Annotated in this window: 18 protein-coding genes; 8 read left to right on the plus strand and 10 right to left on the minus strand. The window is 72.1% G+C overall.

Annotated features, from left to right (window positions below; genetic code table 11):
• The first annotated feature begins 108 nt into the window (after nucleotides 1-108).
• On the plus strand, nucleotides 109-1518 hold the full coding sequence (locus tag ABT116_RS12855) for a phytoene desaturase family protein (protein ID WP_351631713.1): 1410 nt from the start codon (nucleotides 109-111) through the stop codon (nucleotides 1516-1518).
• On the plus strand, nucleotides 1515-2024 hold the full coding sequence (locus ABT116_RS12860; RefSeq protein ID WP_351631714.1) for an O-acetyl-ADP-ribose deacetylase: 510 nt from the start codon (nucleotides 1515-1517) through the stop codon (nucleotides 2022-2024). The genes ABT116_RS12855 and ABT116_RS12860 overlap by 4 nt, the downstream gene beginning before the upstream one ends.
• A gap of 18 nt (nucleotides 2025-2042) precedes the next feature.
• Here the strand turns inward: ABT116_RS12860 and ABT116_RS12865 are convergent, their stop codons facing one another.
• From ABT116_RS12865 to ABT116_RS12875, 3 genes are all read right to left on the minus strand, one after another.
• A complete protein-coding gene (locus tag ABT116_RS12865; RefSeq protein ID WP_351631717.1) occupies nucleotides 2043-2876 on the minus strand; it encodes a class II glutamine amidotransferase in 834 nt (277 codons plus the stop codon).
• A 288-nt stretch (nucleotides 2877-3164) separates the two neighbouring features.
• Nucleotides 3165-4574 carry a DUF2252 domain-containing protein gene (locus ABT116_RS12870; protein WP_351631719.1) on the minus strand — a complete coding sequence of 470 codons (1410 nt, stop codon included), beginning with the start codon at nucleotides 4572-4574 and terminating at the stop codon, nucleotides 3165-3167.
• 3 nt (nucleotides 4575-4577) lie between these two features.
• A complete protein-coding gene (locus ABT116_RS12875; protein ID WP_351631722.1) occupies nucleotides 4578-5156 on the minus strand; it encodes a potassium channel family protein in 579 nt (192 codons plus the stop codon).
• 342 nt (nucleotides 5157-5498) lie between these two features.
• On the opposite strand from ABT116_RS12875, the gene ABT116_RS12880 reads away from it, so the two are divergent.
• The gene (locus tag ABT116_RS12880) at nucleotides 5499-5915 is read left to right on the plus strand and encodes a DUF7144 family membrane protein (protein WP_351631723.1); all 417 of its coding nucleotides are present in this window, start codon (nucleotides 5499-5501) and stop codon (nucleotides 5913-5915) included.
• Between the two features lie 12 nt (nucleotides 5916-5927).
• Here ABT116_RS12880 and ABT116_RS12885 read toward each other — a convergent pair whose 3' ends face one another.
• Entirely contained in the window at nucleotides 5928-7973 is a 2046-nt protein-coding gene (locus ABT116_RS12885) for a SpoIIE family protein phosphatase (protein ID WP_351631726.1), read from the minus strand.
• Nucleotides 7974-8557: 584 nt separating this feature from the next.
• On the opposite strand from ABT116_RS12885, the gene ABT116_RS12895 reads away from it, so the two are divergent.
• Nucleotides 8558-12451, plus strand: a complete 3894-nt coding sequence (locus ABT116_RS12895) for a glycoside hydrolase family 2 TIM barrel-domain containing protein (protein ID WP_351631729.1) — start codon at nucleotides 8558-8560, stop codon at nucleotides 12449-12451.
• A gap of 27 nt (nucleotides 12452-12478) precedes the next feature.
• Here the strand turns inward: ABT116_RS12895 and ABT116_RS12900 are convergent, their stop codons facing one another.
• On the minus strand, nucleotides 12479-12841 hold the full coding sequence (locus ABT116_RS12900; RefSeq protein ID WP_351631732.1) for an ArsR/SmtB family transcription factor: 363 nt from the start codon (nucleotides 12839-12841) through the stop codon (nucleotides 12479-12481).
• A 144-nt stretch (nucleotides 12842-12985) separates the two neighbouring features.
• Between ABT116_RS12900 and ABT116_RS12905 the strand changes: the two genes are divergently transcribed.
• Together ABT116_RS12905 and ABT116_RS12910 are read left to right on the plus strand one after the other, a co-directional pair.
• A complete protein-coding gene (locus ABT116_RS12905) occupies nucleotides 12986-14467 on the plus strand; it encodes an AlkA N-terminal domain-containing protein (RefSeq protein WP_351631735.1) in 1482 nt (493 codons plus the stop codon).
• A 9-nt stretch (nucleotides 14468-14476) separates the two neighbouring features.
• The gene (locus ABT116_RS12910; RefSeq protein ID WP_351631738.1) at nucleotides 14477-14959 is read left to right on the plus strand and encodes a methylated-DNA--[protein]-cysteine S-methyltransferase; all 483 of its coding nucleotides are present in this window, start codon (nucleotides 14477-14479) and stop codon (nucleotides 14957-14959) included.
• A 48-nt stretch (nucleotides 14960-15007) separates the two neighbouring features.
• On the opposite strand, the gene ABT116_RS12915 is transcribed toward ABT116_RS12910, so the two are convergent.
• A complete protein-coding gene (locus ABT116_RS12915; RefSeq protein ID WP_351631756.1) occupies nucleotides 15008-15169 on the minus strand; it encodes a hypothetical protein in 162 nt (53 codons plus the stop codon).
• Here ABT116_RS12915 and ABT116_RS12920 point away from each other — a divergent pair.
• Nucleotides 15138-15800 carry an SCO2521 family protein gene (locus tag ABT116_RS12920; protein ID WP_351631751.1) on the plus strand — a complete coding sequence of 221 codons (663 nt, stop codon included), beginning with the start codon at nucleotides 15138-15140 and terminating at the stop codon, nucleotides 15798-15800. The genes ABT116_RS12915 and ABT116_RS12920 overlap by 32 nt on opposite strands.
• Before the next feature lie 44 nt (nucleotides 15801-15844).
• On the opposite strand, the gene ABT116_RS12925 is transcribed toward ABT116_RS12920, so the two are convergent.
• The 3 genes from ABT116_RS12925 to ABT116_RS12935 form a co-directional block, all read right to left on the minus strand.
• Nucleotides 15845-16579 carry an SIR2 family NAD-dependent protein deacylase gene (locus tag ABT116_RS12925; RefSeq protein ID WP_351631740.1) on the minus strand — a complete coding sequence of 245 codons (735 nt, stop codon included), beginning with the start codon at nucleotides 16577-16579 and terminating at the stop codon, nucleotides 15845-15847.
• 80 nt (nucleotides 16580-16659) lie between these two features.
• Nucleotides 16660-17154, minus strand: coding sequence for an NUDIX domain-containing protein (locus tag ABT116_RS12930; protein ID WP_351631742.1), 495 nt, complete (start codon nucleotides 17152-17154; stop codon nucleotides 16660-16662).
• A gap of 44 nt (nucleotides 17155-17198) precedes the next feature.
• Nucleotides 17199-18272 carry an ADP-ribosylglycohydrolase family protein gene (locus tag ABT116_RS12935; RefSeq protein WP_351631745.1) on the minus strand — a complete coding sequence of 358 codons (1074 nt, stop codon included), beginning with the start codon at nucleotides 18270-18272 and terminating at the stop codon, nucleotides 17199-17201.
• A 247-nt stretch (nucleotides 18273-18519) separates the two neighbouring features.
• Here ABT116_RS12935 and ABT116_RS12940 point away from each other — a divergent pair, with 247 nt between their 5' ends.
• Nucleotides 18520-19638 carry a glycerate kinase gene (locus tag ABT116_RS12940; RefSeq protein ID WP_351631754.1) on the plus strand — a complete coding sequence of 373 codons (1119 nt, stop codon included), beginning with the start codon at nucleotides 18520-18522 and terminating at the stop codon, nucleotides 19636-19638.
• Between the two features lie 7 nt (nucleotides 19639-19645).
• Here ABT116_RS12940 and ABT116_RS12945 read toward each other — a convergent pair whose 3' ends face one another.
• Nucleotides 19646-20863: an alpha/beta fold hydrolase gene (locus ABT116_RS12945; protein ID WP_351631748.1), complete on the minus strand. Its 1218-nt coding sequence runs from the start codon at nucleotides 20861-20863 to the stop codon at nucleotides 19646-19648.
• Nucleotides 20864-21138: the final 275 nt, after the last annotated feature.

A 21138-nucleotide genomic window follows, 5' to 3' on the forward strand; every position in this document is an offset into this window, starting at 1 on the left:
AGTGGCCTTCCGCAGCGGAAATCACCTGCGGCCGGTGACTGTCAGTCTCCGGGCATATCCTGAGGCTCAGTGGCCGTCGGCTGACGAAGGGGTCCGAAGGTGCCGTCGATGCTCGATGTCGTCGTAGTGGGTGCGGGGCCGAACGGACTGACCGCGGCCGTGGAGCTGGCCCGCCGCGGTTTCTCCGTCGCCGTTTTCGAGGCCCGGAGCACCGTGGGCGGCGGCGCCCGTACCGAGGAGCTCACCCTCCCCGGCTTCCGTCACGACCCGTGCTCAGCGGCCCACCCGCTCGCCATCAACTCCCCGGCGTTCCGCGCCCTGCCGCTCGAGCGGTACGGCCTGGAGTGGCTGCACGCCGAGCTGCCCATGGCGCATCCCTTCCCGGACGGCTCGGCGGCCGTCCTGGCCCGGACCGTCGGCGAGACGGCCGCCTCCTTCGGCCCGCGCGACGCCGGCGCGTACCGCAGGCTCGTCGAGCCCTTCCTGCCCAAGTGGGACACCCTCGCCCGGGACTTCATGTCACTGCCGCTGACCGCCCTGCCCCGCGACCCGGTGACCCTCGCCCGCTTCGGTCTGGCCGGGCTGCCCCCGTCGACGCTGCTGATGCGCCGCTTCCGCGACGAACCGGCCAAGGCCCTGTTCTCCGGGCTCGTCGCCCACGTCATGGCACCGCTCGGCGGTTTCGCCACCGGCGCCATCGGCCTGGTCTTCGCCCTCGCGGCGCACGCCCGCGGCTGGCCCGTCGCCCGCGGCGGCTCCCAGTCCCTCTCCGACGCCCTCGCCGCCTACCTGCGCGACCTCGGCGGCAGCGTTCACACCGACTACGAGGTCAGGCGCCTCGACGACCTGCCGCCGGCCCGGGCCTACGTCTTCGACACCTCACCCACCGCCCTGGCCCGCATCGCCGGCTTCGGCAACCACTACGGCGGCTACCGCTACGGACCGGGCGTCTTCAAGATCGATTACGCGCTGGACGGCCCCGTGCCCTGGACCGCGAAGGAGGCCCGCGCCGCCGGCACGGTGCAGGTCGGCGCCAGCAGCGCGGAGATCGGATCGGCCCTGCGCGCGGCCTCCCGGGAAGGCCGGGCCCCCGACCGGCCGTTCCTGATCACCGTCCAGCCGAGCGTCGTCGACCCCACCCGGGCCCCTGCGGGCAAGCACGTCTTCTGGACCTACGGTCACGTCCCGCACGGCTGGACCGGCGACCTCACCGACGCCATCGAGCGCCAACTGGAGCGCTTCGCCCCGGGGTTCCGCGACCGCGTCCTGGCCCGTGCCACGGCGGGGCCGCCCGAAATGGCCGCCCGCAACGCCAACTACATCGGCGGGGACATCGCCTCCGGCGCGGTCTCCGGCCTCCAGCTCCTGCTGCGCCCGAGGCCCACGCTGTTCCCGTACCGCACCCCGCATCCGGCCGTCTTCATCTGCTCGTCGGCGACCCCGCCCGGCCCGGGTGTGCACGGCATGTCGGGGCACAACGCGGCGAAGGCCGTCTGGAAGCGACTGAGGCAGATATGACGGCCGTCGAACTGGTCCGGGGCGACATCACCCGCGAGAGCGCCGACGCGATCGTCAACGCGGCCAACTCCTCGCTGCTGGGCGGGGGAGGGGTCGACGGGGCGATCCACCGTCGCGGCGGCCCCGCGATCCTGGAGGACTGCCGCAGGCTCCGCGCGGCGCACCTCGGCAAGGGCCTGCCCACCGGCCGGGCGGTCGCCACCACCGCGGGCGACCTGGACGCCCGCTGGGTCATCCACACCGTCGGCCCGGTGTACAGCACGACCGAGGACCGCTCCGGCCTGCTCGCCTCCTGCTACCGCGAGTCGCTCCGCGTCGCCGGTGAACTCGGCGCCCGTACCGTGGCGTTCCCCGCGATCTCCACCGGTGTCTACGGCTGGCCGATGGACGACGGCGCCCGCATCGCGGTCGAGACCGTCCGGGCAGCGGACACCACCGTCGAGGAGGTCAGGTTCGTCCTCTTCGACGAGCGGGCGTACGAGGCGTTCGCCGCGCGACTGCGCTGAGCCGGGCGAAGGCAGGGCTCAGACGGGCTCCGGCTCGAAGTGCCGCAGCAGGTCCCGCCCGGGCTGCACGACACCGTAGGTGCTCTCCGGTACGGCGTTCCACACGCCGGGGAGATCGCCCAGCGGCTCCGACACGACCAGCCGGGTCTCGTCGGAGACATGGTTCAGGAAGCCGAGGTCGGGGTGGAGGGCGCGCACGTCCTCCACCCGGCTGCTGTAGTACAGCGACCGTGACTTTCCCGCGCTGGAGTAGCGGAAGAACCACACCCGCTCGCCGTCGGTCACCGCGACCGTCATCTGCAGCGGCTGCGGCACCCCGTGCTCGCGGCCCAGCCGCTCGATCAGCCCCGTCATCCGGGCCACCGCGCCCGGTGGGTCGCCGTCCAGCCCCAGGGTGAGCGCCACGTGGAACATCACCTCGGAGTCCGTCGTGCCCTCCATCGACGCGAACAGCCCCGGGTCCACGGCCAGCGTGAGGTCCCGGCGCATCTCGCGGAACCCGTCGATCGCCCCGTTGTGCATCCACATCCACCGCCCGTGGCGGAACGGATGGCAGTTCGTCTGCTGCACGGCCGATCCGGTGGAGGCACGCACATGCGCGAAGAACAGCGGCGAGCGGACGTGGTCGGCGATCTCCCTCAGGTTGCGGTTGCTCCAGGCGGGGCCGGTGTCGCGGATGACGGCGGGGGTGCGCAGATGCCACGCGTACCAGCCGACGCCGAAACCGTCCCCGTTGGTGGTCTCGACCCCCATCCGCGCGTGCAGGCTCTGGTCGATCAGCGAGTGCTGAGGGCGGTAGAGGACGTCGTCGAGCAGCACGGGAGTGCCCGAGTAGGCGAGCCAGCGGCACATGGCCGTACCCCCGTTCCGAGCCGCCCGGGCCGGACCCGTGCGGCTCCGTAGGTGGTGTCCGTGGACCCCAGGGAATCCCGGGTCGCGCCGGGGGCGCATCGCCCGCGGCGGGTGAGAGCGTGACGCGGGTGGTGTCCGTGGGTTCCACGGAACCCCGGGTCGCGCCGGGGGTGCGCCGGCGGCGGGTGAGAGCGTGACGTCCCGCCGGAGCGAACGTCCCGCCGGAGCGGACCCCGGCAGGACGGGGGCGTACCCGCGGTCTGCCCGGGGCCGCCCGCGGGTAGGGCATCACTGCGCCGCCGCGCGGACCCGACCCGAGCGGACCGCCGTCCGCAGCGCCGCGAAGTCCCGCTCGTTCTGGTCGGCGTACTCCTGGGCGAACACCATGAGGGCACGGTCGAAGCGGTCGCCGCCGCCCAGGTAGGCCGCGATGGCGACGGGGTCACCGGAGCGGGCGTGAGCCCGTGCCAGGCTCGCTCCGCACAGCCGCCCGAACAGCCGCAGCAGGCCCGGGTCCATGGTCTCCGGCTGGGCGATGCCCTTCCAGTCCCGCAACTGCCGCACGTAGAAGTCCCGCTCCTGCCCGTCGAGGCCCACGGCGTGCGTCCAGCCCAGCAGGATGTCGCTGGTCGTCTGGATCAGCCGCTGTCCCGCCACCACGCGACGGCCCTGGTTGTCGTAGCGGTCGCCGCCGCTGTGCGCCGCGAGCACCGACTCCTGTGCCTCCTTGGCCTGGAGCAGCAGCGGATCGTCGTCGTCGCGGCCGAGCAGCAGCACGATCCAGCAGCGGGTGCCGACACTGCCGACCCCGACCACCTTGCGGGCGATGTCCACCAGGCGGTACCGGCGCAGCAGATGCCGGCGCTCGGACGACAGGCTGCGGGCGTATCCCTCCAGGACGGCGCGCAGCTCCTTTTCCCGTCCGTGCTCCGGGGAGTCGCCCACCAGGTCCCGCAGCGGGGTGATCAGCGGCGGGTCCGGTGTGATCCGCCGCCCCTCGGCCGTGTTCCGGGTGAGCTTGGCGTAGGCCTGCATGTGGGTGCGGGTCCGGGCGCTCGCCGTGGCCTTCGCGGTGCGGCGCCGTGCCTCCTTGGACATCGACGCGGCCATCAGCTCCCGCATGTGGTCGGCGTCGTCCTGGGCGTACCAGATGTCCAGGTTCCGCATCCCGGCGAAGTCCCGCATCCGCCGCCGGTAGGCCCGGACACAGGATTCGATCGCACTGTTCTGCTCAGCGGTCTTGAAGCCGTTGGCGCGGCCCGCGATGGCGAAGCTGGCCGCGAGGCGTTTGACGTCCCACTCGAACGGCCCGGCGAGCGTCTCGTCGAAGTCGTTGATGTCGAAGACCAGATGGCGCTCCGGCGAGGCCAGCAGCCGGAAGTTCAGCAGGTGGGCGTCCCCGCACAGCTGCACCCGCAGCCCGGTGTCCGTGGTGGCCCCCAGGTCCGCAGCCATGATCGCCGCCGCGCCGCGGTAGAAGCGGAACGGGGACTCCAGCATGCGGGCGTAGCGCAGCGGCACCAACTCCGGTACGCGGGTGGCCGACTGGTGCTCCAGTACGTCGACCGGGTCGAACCGGTCCGGCCCCGCCTCGAACCGGGCGTGGGAGGACCGCGGCACCCGCCGCCGCGCCTCCCGGCCGGCGGCCGCCCGCTCGGCCGGTGACATGAAGGCCGTGAAGGGGCTCGGTACGGTCATGGCTCAGTCCTTCCGCCGCGTGGGGAAGTCGTCCGAGGGCTCCCGGCCCTGCCGGCGCAGCCCCGCCTGCACGGCGCCGGCGAGGATCCGCGCCGCCACGCCCACCAGCAGCAGACCGCCCGCCATCTGAATCATGGTCAGCACCCGCCCGGTCTGCGAGCGGGCCACGATGTCGCCGTACCCGACGGTGGTGAACGTCGTGAGCGTGAAGTACAGGGAGTCCGTCTTGGTCAGCGGCTCGCTGAACGAGCCGGGGGTGGTGTGCTCCAGCAGGAAGTAGGCACCGGCGAAGAGCAGCAGGAAGAGCGCGGCCGTCGTGGCCAGGGCCTCGACGGCCTTCAGCCGGGGGTGGGGCGAGGTCACGATGGCCCGCACCTGCCACCAGAAGACCACGACCACCAGCAGCAGACCGCAGGCCAGCAGCACCGAATCGCCTCTCGTGCCGCGTCCGTCCAGGGGCAGCACGTAGTAGACGGTGACGAGCCCGGCCGCCACGAGCGCGGCACGCACGAGGGTCGAGACCGCCGCACGCCGCTGCCGTCCCGGCCACCGCCGGTGCGGCTGCTCCGCTGGATCGTCCATCGCGCGCCTCTCGGTCGCGGTCCTGCCTCCGGCACCGGGCCCCACAAGGCCTGTCCCACCACCTCAGCGCCCCCGCGCCGCACAGGGATCACCCGCCACGGGTGAGGCGGTCCGGCTCGTGCCCCGGCAGGCTGAGGTGGACGGGGACCGCTGCCGGGCGGGTCCCCGGGACGTAAGGACCGCAAGGAGCGGTTCCCGGGGCGCGAGGACCGGCCCAGCGGTGCCGAGGAGCTCGCCGGGCTGTCCGGCGGACCTGGCGCGCGGCGGCTTCGCCGCACAGGGCGTCCCGGTCCCCGCTTCCTGTCGCTGACCGATCCGGACCCAGCAGAATCGAGGAGCAGGATGGCTGCCACACACCCCACGCACGGGCGCACGACGGCGAAGCGCGGCTGGGCCACCGGCATGACGGCCTTCGCGGCGATCATGCTCATGATCGCCGGGATCCTCGCCGTACTGCGCGGCATCGCGGCCATCGCCGAGGACGAGGTCTTCGTTGCGACCCGCAACTACATCTTCGAGTTCGACCTCACCGGCTGGGGCTGGACCCACCTCGCCCTGGGCGTGGCCGCCGTGCTGGTGAGCATGGGCCTGTTCCAGGGGGCGGGCTGGGCGCGCGTCGTCGGCGTGGGCATCGCCGGCCTCGTCATCATCGCCAACTTCCTCTCCCTGCCGGCCTACCCGGTCTGGTCCGTGATCATGATCGCGATGTCCGCGTTCATCATCTGGGCCCTGTGCACGCCGCGCAGGGGTGACGCCTGAGCCCCTCGCGGCTCAGGCGCGCGTGCGGACCAGCAGCAGAGCCACGTCGTCGTCCGGCTCGGGACTCAGCGCGCTGAGCAGACTGTCGCTCGCGCGCTGAAGGCTGGGTCCCGCGTGCTGGAGCAGCCGGGTCAGGGTGCCGAGGCCGGTGTCGATGGGCTCCCCGCGGTTCTCGACCAGGCCGTCCGTGTACAGGGCGAGCAGGGACCCCGGGGGGAGTTCCACCTCCACCGTGCCGAACTCGACGCCGCCGACCCCGAGCGGCACACCGCCCGGCACGTCGACGAGCCGCGCACTGCCGTCCGCCCCGGCGAGCACCGGCGGCAGATGCCCGGCGCTGGACAGCTCGCAGGTGCCGCGCCCCAGGTCGCACACCGCGTACACGCACGTCGCGATCGCGTCGCCGAGCGAGCCGGCGATGTCGTCGAGGTGCCGCAGCAGCTCGGCGGGCGGCAGGTCCAGCCGGGCCAGCGCCCGCGTCGCCGTGCTCAGCTGCCCCATGATCGCCGCGGCCTGGACACCCTTGCCCATGACGTCCCCGACGACCAGCCCGGTGCGTCCCGGACCCAGCGGGAGGACGTCGTACCAGTCGCCGCCGACCTCGCTGAGGGCCGGGCGGTAGCGGGCGGCGATGTCCAGCCCTTCCCGCTCGGCGGGCGTGCTCGGAAGCAGGCTGCGCTGCAGGGTCAGGGCGGTGCCGCGCTCGCGGCCGTAGAGGCGGGCGTTGTCTATGCAGATCGCGGCGCGCGCGGCGAGTTCCGAGGCGAGCACCCGGTCCCGGTCGTCGAAGGGGCGCTCGTTGACCGTGCGGTACAGCGAGAGCGTGCCGAGTACCTTGCCCCGGGCCATCAGCGGCAGCGCCAGGTAGGAGTGGGCACCGGCCTCGTGCAGGGCCTGGGCGGCGCGTGAGTCCCGGGCCAGACGCCGCAGCATCTTGCCGTCCACGCGCTCGACCAGGACCGGGCGGGCGCTGCGGACGCACTGCGTGATGATCCGCGACGAACCGTACGTGGCGAGCTCGCCCACCGGGTCGGCGGCGTGGATGGCGTCGGTGGGGTAACCGGCCGCGACGGCCAGCGCCCGGAACTCGGCAGGGGAGCCGCCCGACACGGGCGTGATGGTGCCCCTGGACACGACCGACTCCAGGACGTCCACGGCGGCCAGATCCGCCAGATGGGGCACGACCACGCCGGCCAGTTCCCGGGCGGTCTGCTGGAGGTCCAGCGTGGTGCCGATCTTCATCCCCGCGTCGGCGATCACCGACAGGTGCTGGCGTGCCTGTGCGACCTCGGCCGCGGCCTGCTGGCGTTCGGTGACGTCCAGCACGGCCATCGCGAGCCCGAGCACCCGGCCGTCGGTGTCCTCGATGCGGTGGTAGGACTCCGAGTAGGCGCGGTCCTGCGCGTCCGCCGCCGTACGCCCGACGGTCTGCTGGTCGAGCAGCGGTCTGCCGGTTTCCAGGACGTGCCGCATCCGGGTCTCGATGGCCGCCACGTCCAGGTCCGGCAGCACCTCCCCGACCCGGCGCCCCAGCACGGCCTCCTCGGGCACGCCGTTGATCCGCTCCAGCGCGGGATTGACGCCGACCCAGCGCAGGTCGTTGTCGAAGACGGCGATACCGAGCGGGGTCTGGTTGACGAGGCTGTGGGAGAGGGCGAGGTCGCGCTCCACCTGGCGCACGGTCGTCGCGTCCGTGGCCAGTCCCAGCAGGTGGGGCTGCCCTTCGGGGTCCAGGAGGCGCATCGTACGGAACTCCACGGCCCGTTCCGTGCCGTCGCGGTGCCGCAGCGGGAACACACCGGCCCACCGCGCCCCCGTGCTGACCTGGGCGAACAGTTCCCTGCCCCGGGGGCGGTTCTCGGGGGAGACCAGGAGGGTGTCGGCGCGCTGCCGAAGGGCCTCCTGCGCGGTCCAGCCGAGCAGCTGCTCGATCTCGGGGCTCCACAGCGCGATGTGCCCGCCCGCGTCGAGAACCACGGCGGCGACCTTGAGCAGATCCAGCAGCCCACCGGGCGCGGCCGTGACGGCGTCGCGGTCCGAGGTCGCGTAGCCGTTCATGCGGGCCGCTCCTTCCGGCGCGGCAAAGGTACCGCCATGATCTGTTGTGCGGGCTGTCCGATGAGGTCACATTACGGTCGGAGGAGCGGCACTGTCGCGCCGAAATGACAAAAAGGGCGCGGGTCGGTACGGACAGAGGGAGCGAGTGGCATCCCGGAGGACTGGACCCCGCGGGAGAGCCTCCTCACGGGGCCGGGGACGGTGCGCCGGAACCGGTGCGCCCTGGTCAGGCCCTGGACGGGGGAGGAGGGGCAGGCAGCCTTCCCCCGGCAGATCGGGCAGGCCGACCAGCGCCGCACCGACGAGATCCCCTTTCGTCCCGCTGGACGCGCCCGCGCGGCTGACGAGCGAGCTGCTCGCCCTCCTCATGGCCTGAATCATCAGGACCGCACAAAGTCCGACGCGGTCATTGCTTCGATTGTGTGCGAGTTCTAGGGTGTGCCTGCTCAGCAGTTGCTCTGTCACCGTCAGTTGCCAATCGAATCAACAGAAACACCCACCACGGGTGCGCAGTTGAGGATCGCATCTGACGTGCCCTCAGTCCGTGCAGCACCGCACCTGTCGAACCGAGGAAGGCCACGTTCATGCCGCACCCCCCGCATCCGTCCCCCGCCGACCGCCCCGTCGTCAGCCGCCGTCGTCTGCTGGAGGGAGGAGCCGCCGTGCTCGGCGCGCTCGCCCTCTCGGCGTCGCCCACCGCCTCGCACGCGGCCGGCCGGCGCCCGGCAGCGGACGGCCCTCCGGAGTGGAACGACGGCCTGAGCGTGTACCGGGTGGGCACCGAGCCACCGCACACCACCCTCATGCCCTACGCGGACCTCGGGCAGGCCCTGAAGGGCGACCGCGAGCGCTCGCCGTACCGGCTGAGCCTCGACGGCACCTGGAAGTTCGCCTACGCGGACCGCCCCGACGACCGTGACCCGGACTTCTACGGCACCGACGTCGACGACTCCGGCTGGGACACCATCCCCGTGCCCTCGGCCTGGCAGATGCACGGCTACGACTTCCCGATCTACGTCAACATCACCTACCCCTGGTGGGGCCCCAACGGCGGCGGCGAGAACGCCCAGCCGCCCGCCGCCCCGACCCGCTACAACCCCGTCGGCCAGTACCGCCGCACGTTCACCGTGCCCCGCAACTGGTCGGGCCGGCGTACCTTCCTGCACTTCGAGGGCGTCAAGTCCGCCCACTACGTGTGGATCAACGGCAAGCTGGCGGGCTACCACGAGGACTCCTACACCTCCGCCGAGTACGACATCACCCCCCACCTCAAGCCGGGCACCAACCAGATCGCCGTCGAGGTGTACCGCTACTCCGACGCGGAGTGGCTTGAGGACCAGGACATGATCCGGCTGAGCGGCATCTTCCGCTCGGTCCACCTGTTCTCCACGCCCAGCGTGCACGTGCGCGACTTCCGCCTGGACACCCCGCTGGGCGACGGCTACACCTCCGCCGAGCTCAAGGTCACCGCACAGGTCCGCGACTACGGCGGCGAGGGCGCGGGCCGCTACACCGTCGAGACCCAGCTCTACGACGCGCGCGGTCACGCCGTCTGGCCCCGGCCCATGAACCGGGCCGTCGACGTCCCCGACGGCGACGAGGCCACCGCCGAGGCGTCCAGGGCCGTCCCCACCCCCAAGCTGTGGTCGGCCGAGCACCCGAACCTCTACACCGCCGTGCTCCGCCTGCGCGACCCGGCCGGCAAGGTGGTCGAGACCCTCTCGCACCGGGTCGGCTTCCGCGAGTTCGCGCTGAAGGACGGCCTGATGCGCATCAACGGCAAGCCGGTCTCCTTCCGCGGCACCAACCGGCACGAGATGCACCCTGTCACCGGCTCGGCGCTCACCCGCGCGCAGATGGTCGAGGACATCGAGATCATCAAGCGCCTCAACATCAACAGCGTCCGCACCTCGCACTACCCCAACAGCCCCCTGTGGCTCGAACTCGCCGACGAGTACGGCCTGTACCTCGTCGACGAGACCAACCTGGAGACCCACGGCATCCGCGACAAGTTCCCCGGCAGCGGTCACCCGGAGTGGACCGAGGCGTGTGTGGTCCGCGCCCAGAACATGGTCCACCGCGACAAGAACCACGCCTCGGTGGTCATCTGGTCCCTCGGCAACGAGGCCGGCGGCGGCACGACCTTCAACGCCATGCACGACTGGATCCGCTCCTACGACTCCACCCGCGTCATCCAGTACGAGGGCGACGACCGCCCGGGCATCAGTGACATCCGCTCCGAGATGTACGACAGCCCGCAGCGGGTCGAGCAGCGCGCCAAGGACACGAGCGACACCCGGCCGTACGTGATGATCGAGTACTCCCACGGCATGGGCAACTCCAACGGCAACTTCAAGAAGTACTGGGACATCGTCCGCCGGTACGACGTCCTCCAGGGCGGCTGGATCTGGGACTTCGTCGACCAGGCGCTGCGCTGGCCCACCCCCACCCGCAAGCTGCTGACCGAGTCCGGCCCGGGCTCACTGCGCGGCGAGGTCATGGCACCCGCCGGCACCTTCGACCGCGCCAAGGGCGTCTCGGGCGGCACCGTCTTCCCCCGCGACACCCGCCTCGACCTCACCGGCTCCCTGACCCTGGAGGCCTGGGTCACCCCGGACGTGACCGGCGGCCATCAGCCCATCGTCGCCAAGGGCGACACCCAGTACGCCCTCAAGCAGACCGACAAGAACCTGGAGTTCTTCATCCACGGCGGCGGCCAGTGGGTCACCGCGAGCTGGGCGCTGCCCGACGGCTGGACCGGCAAGGAGCACCACATCGCCGGCGTCTTCGACGCGGACGCGGGCACGCTCACCCTGTACGTCGACGGCCAGGCGCGGGGCACCAGGACCACCACCCGCCGCCCCGCGAACAACACCGCGTCCCTGTCGCTCGCCACCGACGTCGACAACCCCACCCGGGAGTTCAGCGGCACCATCCGCCGGGCCCGGGTGTACGCCCGCGCCCTGAGCGCCGCGGAGCTGGCCTCGGACACGCGAGGGCCCGACGACGAGGGCGTGCGCTTCTGGTTCGACGCCGCCACCACCGGCTTCACCGAGAAGCGCCCGCGTGACAAGACGTTCTACGCCTACGGCGGTGACTGGGGCGACAACCCCAACGACGGTGCCTTCTCCGGCGACGGCATCGTCACGGCCGACCGCGGCCTCACCGGCAAGTCCGCCGAGGTCAAGCAGATCTACCAGGCCGTCGGCGTCACGTCGGCCTCGGGCGGCCCCGGTGCCGTCACGCTCGCCAACGAGTACCTGTTCACCAACCTTCGCGAGTTCGAGGGACGTTGGTCCCTGGTCGCCGACGGCAAGGTCGTCCAGCGGGGCCGGCTGACCCGCGACCAGCTGGACGTGGCTCCGCTGAGCAGCAAGGACATCAAGGTCCCGGTGCGGGTCCCGGCCAGGCCCGAGCCCGGCACGGAGTACTTCCTCCAGCTCTCCTTCACCACGAGGGAGGCCACCCCGTGGGCGAAGGCCGGCTTCGAGGTGGCCAAGCAGCAGCTCGCCCTCGACACGGACAGCCCGGCCGTGCGGCCCGCCCCGCTGCGGAGCGTGCCCGCCCTGAGCCACACCGACGGGGACAAAACCGTCACGGTCAGGGGCAAGGGCTTCGCCGTCACCGTCGACAAGGGCACCGGAACCATCACCTCCTACGAGGCGGGCGGCACCCGGCTCATCACCTCCGGACCCGTCCCGAACTTCTGGCGCGCGCCCACCGACAACGACCACGGCAACGGCCAGCACACCCGCAACCAGACGTGGCGCGACGCCGGAGCGAAGCGGAAGGTGTCCGACGTACGCGTCCGGCCCCTGGCCGACCGGGCCGTCGAGGTCACCGTCACCGGCACGCTGCCCACCAGTACGGAGTCCACGTACAGCACGACGTACACGGTCTTCGGCAACGGCGAGATCAAGGTCGACAACACCCTGCACCCGGGCGCGGCGAACCTGCCGTACATCCCGGAGGTCGGCACCCTGCTGTTCCTCCCGCGGGGCCTGGACCGGCTGCACTACTACGGCCGGGGCCCCGAGGAGAACATGTGGGACCGCAACAACGCCACCGACGTGGGCCTGTACTCCGGCACCGTCTCCGGGCAGTGGACCTCCTACTTGCGCCCCCAGGAGAACGGCAACAAGACCGACGTCCGCTGGGCCGCGCTGACCGACGGCAGGGGGCGCGGACTGCTCGTGTCCGGTGAGCCGCTGCTGGAGGTCAACGCCTCGCACTTCACGCCCGAGGACCTGTCCGTCGGGGCCCGCCACGACTACCAGCTCACCCCCCGGGACGCGGTGGTCCTGCGGCTCAACCACCGCCAGATGGGCGTGGGCGGCGACGACAGCTGGGGCGCGCACACGCACCCCGAGTTCAAGCTGCTCGCCGACCGCGACTACGCGTACACCTACCGGCTGCGTCCGCTGACACGGGTGGGCGAGGCGATGGAGGCCTCGCGGCGGCGGACCGGCACCGACTAGAACCGACGGTGGGACAGCGGCGCCGCATCAGTCGGCGGCGTCGCTGATGCCGAGCCGCAGATGCTCCACGTGGTACACGGCCTGGTCGAGCAGCTCGGCGACATGATGGTCGTGCAGCGCGTAGACCACCGAACGGCCCTGCCGCTCGCCCACGACCAGGCCCAGATTGCGCAGCAGCCGCAGCTGGTGGGAGCAGGCCGACTGCTCCATGCCCACCTCGGCGGCCAATTCCGTGGCCGGCAGCGGCCCTTCGCGCAGGCGCGCGAGGATCAGCAGCCGGGAGGGCGTGGACAGGGCCTGGAGCGTGGTGGCGACCTTCGCGACGTTGTCCGCGTCCAGGCGTACGCGTTCGGCGGCGTCCTGCGCGGTGGTGACGGCTCCATGACCCATGCCGTCATCGTACCGGCCCCGCACGAACACATGAATGAATCTTCATCTGTCTCGGTACGGTGGTCGGGCGCGGCGCCGGGGCGCTGACACGTCGATGTCGGATTCTCGCCAGCCCCGCGCCGCCCGGTGCCGGATGCTGGACCCATGCAGAAGGGCATGCACACCGACACCGAGCGCTGCGTGCGCGCCGTCCGCTCGAAGGACGCGCGGTTCGACGGCTGGTTCTTCACGGCCGTCCTGACCACCGGCATCTACTGCCGTCCCAGCTGCCCGGTGGTGCCGCCGAAGCCGGAGAACATGGTCTTCCACCCCAGTGCGGCGGCTTGTCAGCAGGCCGGGTTCCGGGCCTGCAAGCGCTGCCGACCCGACACCAGCCCCGGCTCCCCGGAGTGGAACCAGCGGGCCGACCTCGTGGCCCGCGCCATGCGGCTGATCGCCGACGGGGTCGTGGACCGCGAGGGCGTGCCCGGCCTCGCCGGGCGGCTCGGCTACAGCACCCGGCAGGTCGAACGCCAGCTCTTCGCCGAGCTGGGCGCGGGCCCCCTCGCGCTCGCCCGCGCCCAGCGCGCCCAGACGGCCCGGCTGCTCATCGAGACGACCGCCCTGCCCATGGCGCAGATCGCCTTCGCCGCCGGCTTCGCCTCGATCCGGACCTTCAACGACACGGTCCGCGAGGTCTTCGCCCTGTCCCCGAGCGAGCTGCGCGCCCGCGCCCCGAAACGGCAGGGTGCGAGCACTCCCGGCGCACTGTCCCTGCGGCTGCCGTTCCGCGCACCCCTCAACCCGGACAACCTCTTCGGCCACCTCGCCGCGACGGCCGTACCCGGTGTGGAGGAGTGGCGCGACGGTTCCTACCGCCGCGCCCTGCGCCTCCCGTACGGCCACGGCATCGTGGCCCTCACCCCGAACCCCGACCACATCGCCTGCCGCCTCACCCTCAGCGACCTGCGCGATCTGACCGTCGCCATCAGCCGCTGCCGCCGCCTGCTCGACCTGGACGCCGATCCCGTCGCGATCGACGACCAGCTCCGCACGGACCCCGTCCTCGCCCCCCTGGTGGACAAGGCGCCCGGGCGGCGGGTGCCACGCACGGTCGACGAGGCCGAGTTCGCCGTCCGGGCCGTGCTCGGACAGCAGGTCTCCACCGCCGCCGCCCGCACCCACGCGGCCCGCCTGGTCACCGCGTACGGCGAACCGGTCGAGGACCCCGAGGGTGGCCTCACCCACCTCTTCCCGTCCCCCGGGTCCCTCGCGGCGCTCGACCCCGAGTCGCTGGCGATGCCGCGCACCCGCCGCACGACCTTCACCACCCTGGTGGGCCGGCTCGCCGACGGCGACCTCCACCTGGGCGTCGAGAGCGACTGGCCGCGCACCCGCGCCGAGCTCCTCGCCCTGCCCGGCTTCGGCCCCTGGACGGTGGACGTCATCGCCATGCGCGCCCTCGGCGACCCCGACGCCTTCCTCCCCACCGACCTCGGCATCCGCCGCGCCGCCCGGGAACTGGGCCTGCCGTCCACCCCGGCCGCCCTCACCGCCCGCGCGGCGGCCTGGCGCCCCTGGCGGGCCTACGCGGTCCAGTACCTCTGGGCGACCGACAGCCACCCGATCAACTTCCTTCCGGTATAGGGACGTTCGATGAAACAGCACACCGTGACCGACAGCCCGTACGGCCCCCTCACCCTCGTCGCCGACGACGGTGTCCTGTGCGGCCTGTACATGACCGACCAGCGCCACCGCCCGGCGGAGGAGACCTTCGGCACCCGTGACGAAACGCTGTTCGGGGAGACGGAGAAGCAGCTCAAGGCCTACTTCGCGGGCGACCTCAAGGAGTTCACCGTCCCCCTGCGCCTGGCCGGCACCCCCTTCCAGCGCACCGTCTGGGACCAGCTGTGCCGCATCCCCTACGGCGAGACCCGCACCTACGGCCAGCTCGCCGACGCCCTCGGCGCCCCCACCGCCTCCCGCGCGGTCGGCCTCGCCAACGGCCGCAACCCCATCGGCATCATCGTCCCCTGCCACCGCGTCATCGGCGCGAACGGCAGCCTGACGGGCTACGGCGGCGGCCTGGAGCGCAAGCAGCGCCTGCTGGACTTCGAACGCGGGTCGGCGCTCTTCTGAGCAGGCCATCTCGGTCTGCAGGCGCAGACCGATCACCCCGGTGGGGCCTCATGTGCAGTTCGGCAACACCTCGTTCTGGCGCCCGAAGCCCAGCTCCCAGATCCGCTCCAACTCCGCGCAATCGGAATCGCTGAGCGTTCCGATCGAGCTGGACACGAGGGGCAGGCGACTGAGGACGATGTTGGTGGCGACACGAGCCGTCTTCAGCACGGGAAACGGTCACCGAACGCGTTGGGGTTTGGGGCCACTATCTGGAACAGCCGGGGGAGTGGTCGAGGTGAACGGCCGCGGAAATCGCGCGGACCTGGCGAGGAGCTTCGTGGAGTCGGACGCCTCCGACAGCCTGGACGTGAACGCGGTCAATACCTCGCTGCTCGTCCGGCTCCAGGCGTCCCGGCTGCTGGACCAGCATCCGCCGCTGCGCACTCGGCGTACCCGGCTGCGCTGGTCGGCTGTCGTGGACCACGGCTCCCAGCGCTTCCAGGGGGCTTTCACACTCATCGACGAGCGCCTTCGCACCTTCCGGCTCGTGATTCCCCCGTCGGTCGACGCGTCACCAGAGCGACTGACCACCTTGTGCGAGGACTTGGCCTTCCACGACTGGTTGCTCACCAGGGTGACGTCGGCCGCTGAACGAACCGGCACAGATCGTGACGAGGTGTCAGCGGCGGAGAGGCTGCGTCCGCTGATTCTCGACCTCGCCCACCTGTGGATGCCCGGCGCAGTGGTCACGGCCGGGCTCCAGGAGGTCTGGGACCGGTTGGAGGCCCACGCGGGATTCTCACGCCAATGGAGCGTTTGCGTGGGCCGGATACGTGACCATCTGACGCCGCATGCGTGAGGCTCACTCACCGTACCCGGGGTGGGTCACGCAGGACTGGAGCATCAGGATCCGTCGTCCCCGAACTGCTTCAGCAGTCTCGGCAGTGCCGTGCCGATGGGATCGCGGATGATCTCGTCCGCGCGGTCGTCGTACGGGGTCGGTTCGGCGTTGACGATGATCAGGCGGGCGCCGTGGTCGGCGGCGACACCGGCGAGACCGGCCGCGGGCTGCACCTGGAGGCTCGAACCGACGGCGACGAACACCTGACAGGCCTTGCTGACGGCGGCCGCCTCGCCGAGGACGACGGGGTCGAGCCGCTCGCCGAACATCACCGTCGCCGGCTTCAGGATCCCGCCGCACTCCAGGCAGGGCGGATCGTCCTCACCTGCCTCGACCCGGGCCAGCGCGTCCGTCATCGGGCCGCGGGCGCGGCAGCCGGTGCAGACGACACTGCGGGCCGACCCGTGCAGTTCGAGCACCTTGCGGGCGGGCATCCCGGCGAGCTGGTGCAGCCCGTCCACGTTCTGCGTGATCACCCGCACCGGCACACCGGACCGCGCCAGCTCGGCCACCGCCCGGTGCGCGGCGTTGGGCTCGGCCCGCAGCGCCCCGGTCTCCCGCCGCATCAGCCAGGAGCGGCGGCGGATCTCCGCATCGCCCATGTAGTACTCGTACGTGACGAGCTTCTCCGCCTCGGGATCCCGCCGCCACAGCCCGTTCGGCCCGCGGTAGTCAGGGATCCCCGAATCCGTGCTGATGCCGGCACCGGTGAGCAGGGCGACGAGGGGTTTGGCCATGTCGCCGAGGGTAGGCCGGTCCGCGGGGCGGCGGCGAGCGGATATCGAACGGGACGCCGAGGGGTGAGCGGCCGGACCCGTCAGTACACCCGCCTGCCGTTCTCCAGCTCCGCCGTCCCCGACCCGTCCGCCAGGACGTCGAGGGCGGCCAGGACCCGGCCGCTGTTGGCGCCTGACAGGTACTCGGTCAGCTCCTCGCGCGCCACAAGCCGCCAGGACAGCAGCTCCTCCTCCTGGAGGCGGATGGCTTTGAACTCGTCCTCGCTCAACACCCCACCGTCGTACAGGTACGCCACCAGCGGCGGACGGCCCGCGCCCTGCACCCAGTCCACCGTCAGCAGCCGGCCGAGCTCACGGTCGAGACCGATCTCCTCGGCCGTCTCACGCCGCGCGCCCTGCCGCGGGGTCTCACCGTCGTCGGACTCGACGGTGCCGCCCGGCAGCGCCCAGCCCTCCCGGTAGTTCGGCTCGACGAGCAGCACACGGCCCTCGTCGTCCCGGAACAGCGCGGCGGCGCCGGCCAGGACGCGGGGGAGGGACGCGATGTAGGCGGCGTAGTCAGGAGAGGAAGTCACCGGTGCAGGGTAACCAGCACCTCCCCGCATCGTCCCCCGGGCGGTCAGGCCGCCTGTTCCGCCAGCCGCAGCGTCCGTTCCGCCAGCTCGCTGATCCGTACCCCGTCGAAGCCGAACACCGCGCTGCGGACCGTGTCCTCCAGCGGCGCCTTCCACTGGTCCGGGATGGCCGCGGCCCCGCCGAACACGCCGGCCACCGAACCGGCGGTCGCGCCGTTGGAGTCGGTGTCCAGGCCGCCGCGGACCGTGAGCGTGATGGTCCGGGTGAAGTCGCCGTCGCCGTAGAGCAGGCCGGCGGTGAGGACGGCCGCGTTAGGCACGGAGTGAATCCAGCCCATCCCGGTGGTCTCCTCGGCGAGTGTGGTGAGGGTGTCCTCCCAGGACATCCGGGTGTCGTGCAGAGCGACCACCCGGCGTACCGCGCGGGCGAGCCGGCTGCTCGCCGGAATCACGGCAAGGGCCTCGTCGACGGCCTGCCGCACGGTGGGCGCCGTGAACGCCGCCGCGATCAGCGCCGCCGCCCACATCGCGCCGTAGACCCCGTTGCCGGTGTGCGACAGCACCGCGTCCCGCCGGGCGAGCAGGGCGGCGCGGCGCGGGACACCCGGGCAGGTCCAGCCGAAGACGTCGGCCCGGATCAGGGCGCCGATCCACTCCTGGTACGGGTTGTCGTACGTCGCCGTCAGTGGCGGCTTGAGCCCGCCTGCGAGGTTGCGGTACGCGGCCCGCTCGGCGGTGAACGTCTGCAGGTACGGCAGCCGCAGCAGCCACAGGTCGCCGACCTGCTCGGTGGTGAAGCCGAAGCCGTGGGTCTCGAGCAGATCGAGGCCGAGGATCGCGTAGTCGACGTCGTCGTCACGGCAGCTGCCGTGGATGCGGCCGCGGACGCAACTGCGCCACTCGGGGCGCATCGCGAAGCCGTCGTGCTCGCTGATCGGCTCGGGCAGGTAGTCGGTCAGCGGCAGGGCCGCGGCCTGTCTGAGGTAGCGGTCGATGCGGTCGCGGGTCCACACCTCGCCCTGTTCGACCGGCTTGCCGAGCATGTTTCCCGCGATGCGGCCGGTCCAGCCGCCGAGGATGCGGTCGGAGAGCGCCGTTCCGGTGTCAACGAGGGTCATGGTTGTGGTCTACCCGTTTCGGGAGGGGGCTTGCGGCGCGCTCGGGGCTGCCGGTGCTCGGTGGCTGTTCGCGCAGTTCCCCGCGCCCCTGACGTCGGTCCAGGGGTTGGGCAAAGGCTGACGGGCGGGGGCTCCTGCGGTTAAGGTCACAGCGGCGCGACTGGCCTTGACATGCGTGAGGGCCCGGAGAGCAAGGGGAGTGCAAGTGGCGGACGCTGCAGTGAGCGGCACCCGGAAGGCACAGCGGGTGCTCGTCGCCGCGGACAAGTTCAAGGGGTCGCTGACGGCCGTGGAGGTCGCCGAGCGGGTCACGGCCGGGCTGCGGAGGGTCCTGCCGGACCTCGAGGTCGAGGCGCTGCCCGTGGCCGACGGCGGCGACGGGACCGTGGCCGCGGCCGTCGCGGCCGGATTCGACCGCCGGGAGGTACGGGTCGCCGGACCCCTCGGCGACGAGGTGACGGCGGCGTTCGCGCTGCGTGAGGGCACCGCGGTCGTGGAGATGGCCGAGGCGAGCGGGCTGCAACGGCTGCCCGCCGGGGTCTTCGCCCCGCTCACGGCGTCCACCTACGGCTCCGGCGAGCTGCTGCGAGCCGCCCTTGACGCGGGCGCCCGCACGATCGTCTTCGGGGTCGGCGGCAGCGCCACCACCGACGGCGGCGCCGGGATGCTGTCGGCGCTGGGCGCCCGGTTCCTGGACGCGGACGGGGAGCCGGTGCCCCCGGGCGGCGGCGGACTCGCCGAGCTCGCCACCGCCGACCTGTCGGGACTCGACCCGCGTCTCGCCGAGGTCGAGCTGGTCCTGGCGAGCGACGTCGACAACCCCCTGACCGGCCCCACGGGCGCACCCGCGGTGTACGGCCCGCAGAAGGGCGCCTCGCCGGACGACGTGGAGGCCCTGGACACCGCCCTCGCGCACTTCGCGAAGGTGCTGGAGGGACCGGCCGGACCGAAGGCCGCCGAGTACGCCGCCTCGCCCGGCGCGGGCGCGGCGGGTGGCATCGGTTACGGCGCCCTGCTGCTGGGAGCCCGGTTCCGCCCCGGCATCGAGGTGATGCTGGACGTCCTGGGCTTCGCCCCCGCCCTGGACCGTGCCGACCTGGTCATCACCGGCGAGGGCTCCCTCGACGAGCAGACCCTCCACGGCAAGGCCCCGGCGGGCGTCGCAGCGGCGGCCCGCGCCGCGGACAAGGACGTCGTGGCCGTCTGCGGCCGCCTCGCCCTGCCACCCCAGGTCCTGGGCCGCGCCGGCTTCCGCCGGGCCTACCCCCTGACGGACGCGGAACCGGACGTCGCGAAGTGCATCGCCGAGGCGGGCCCGATCCTGGAGCGGGTGGCGGAGCGCATCGCCCGGGACTTCCTGACGTAAGCCGTCACTACAGGGGGATCAGCTCGCCGTTCGAATCCCGGAAGAAGCTGCCGGAGCTCTGGCCCTCCACCTTGCCGTTCTTGAACCACTGTTTCGACATGTGGTGCACCGTCTTGGCGGTGATCTCCCACACCAGCGAGTGGCCCGCACCCTCGAGGCAGAACATCAGCTTGCGGGGTCCCTTGACTGCCTTGTAGAGGTCCGGCACGGAGAAGCGGATGGGGTCGGGGAAGGTGGCCGGGCTGTTGGCGGCCCGGTCCCGCTCCCCGTAGACGATGAGCACGGGAATCCGGTTTCCGAGCACGGGTGTGCCGGCCGGGTTCTCGTGCGGCACCGTCCGGTTGTTCCAGCCCCACCAGTACGTGTTCCGGTACCGGAGAATGCCCTCGTACTCACCCGGGGCGACTTCGGGGCCCCACTTGCTGCCGAGGGGGTCGCTGCGCATGCAGGCCTCCCAGGCGAGGTCCACGACGCCCGGCTCGCGCAGGTCCGGGTTGCCGTCGAGCCCGGTCCTGAACCCCGTCCTGGTGCCGACGAACATCGGGAAGCCCCAGGTGACAGACGGTTTGGACATCGGCAGCGTCTGGGCCTCGGCCGGGCGGCCGAACGGGTCGTCGGGCTTGTCCGACCATCGTCCGTTGGGCGGGAAGACCGGGGCGAGCAGGAGCAGGCTCTCGACGTTGCCGGGATGCTGGAGGGTGTAGGGGCCCATGATGGCCGCGCCCAGGGACCAGGCGATGAAGCGGATCGGCTTCTTCCGGCCAGGCAGGCCCCTGATGTACTCGACCACCGCGTCCACCTCCGCCCACTCGCTCTCCGAGTTGCCCAGCTGGTGCGGGTACGGGGGAGGGGGCGGGCAGGGCGCCTGGAGGGGATTGGGGACGAGGACCGGCTGCTGGACCGGGTTGGCGTTGCACGGGTCGTCCATCCTCGGGCGTGGCGACCGGCCGGAGCCCTGCAGATCCATGATGAAGACGTCGTAGCCGTCGTCCGCGAGTTCCTGTGCCCAGCTGTACCGGGTGGCGAGCCCTCCGGGCACCGGCGCGAGGTCGAAGCCTGCCAGCGCCGGCACGCTCCTGCCGTGCAGCATGAGCACCGGCTGGTGCGGATGGTTCGGCTTGGTGCCGTCGTACTCCCGTACGGGCAGCGTCACCATGTCGCCGGCGTTCGCGGGGATCTTGGACTCAAGTGTGACTTTGTGCTCTTTGAGGATGGGTGCGGGCATGGCCGCCTCCCGGTGGGAAAATGGGACGAAGTGGATTCAATCCCCTCTTCCTACCTTCCTCTTCCTGCTTTTTCTCCGCAAATCAGCCTCGAACGACGGTAGTTGACCGGTCAAGGGCAAGAAGGTGACGTCCTTGAACCAGAAACGGGTGTGGGCCCGGGCCCCCGGCCCCCGGCCCCACCCCCACGGCCTGGGCGGGCTAACGGCCACAGCGCCCCCCCCCCCCCCCCGCCCGGGGCCGGCCCCGACCGGAGACCCGCCCCAGAGGCCCCGCC

This window comes from Streptomyces sp. NPDC002130 (assembly GCF_040296465.1).
Classification (GTDB): domain Bacteria; phylum Actinomycetota; class Actinomycetes; order Streptomycetales; family Streptomycetaceae; genus Streptomyces.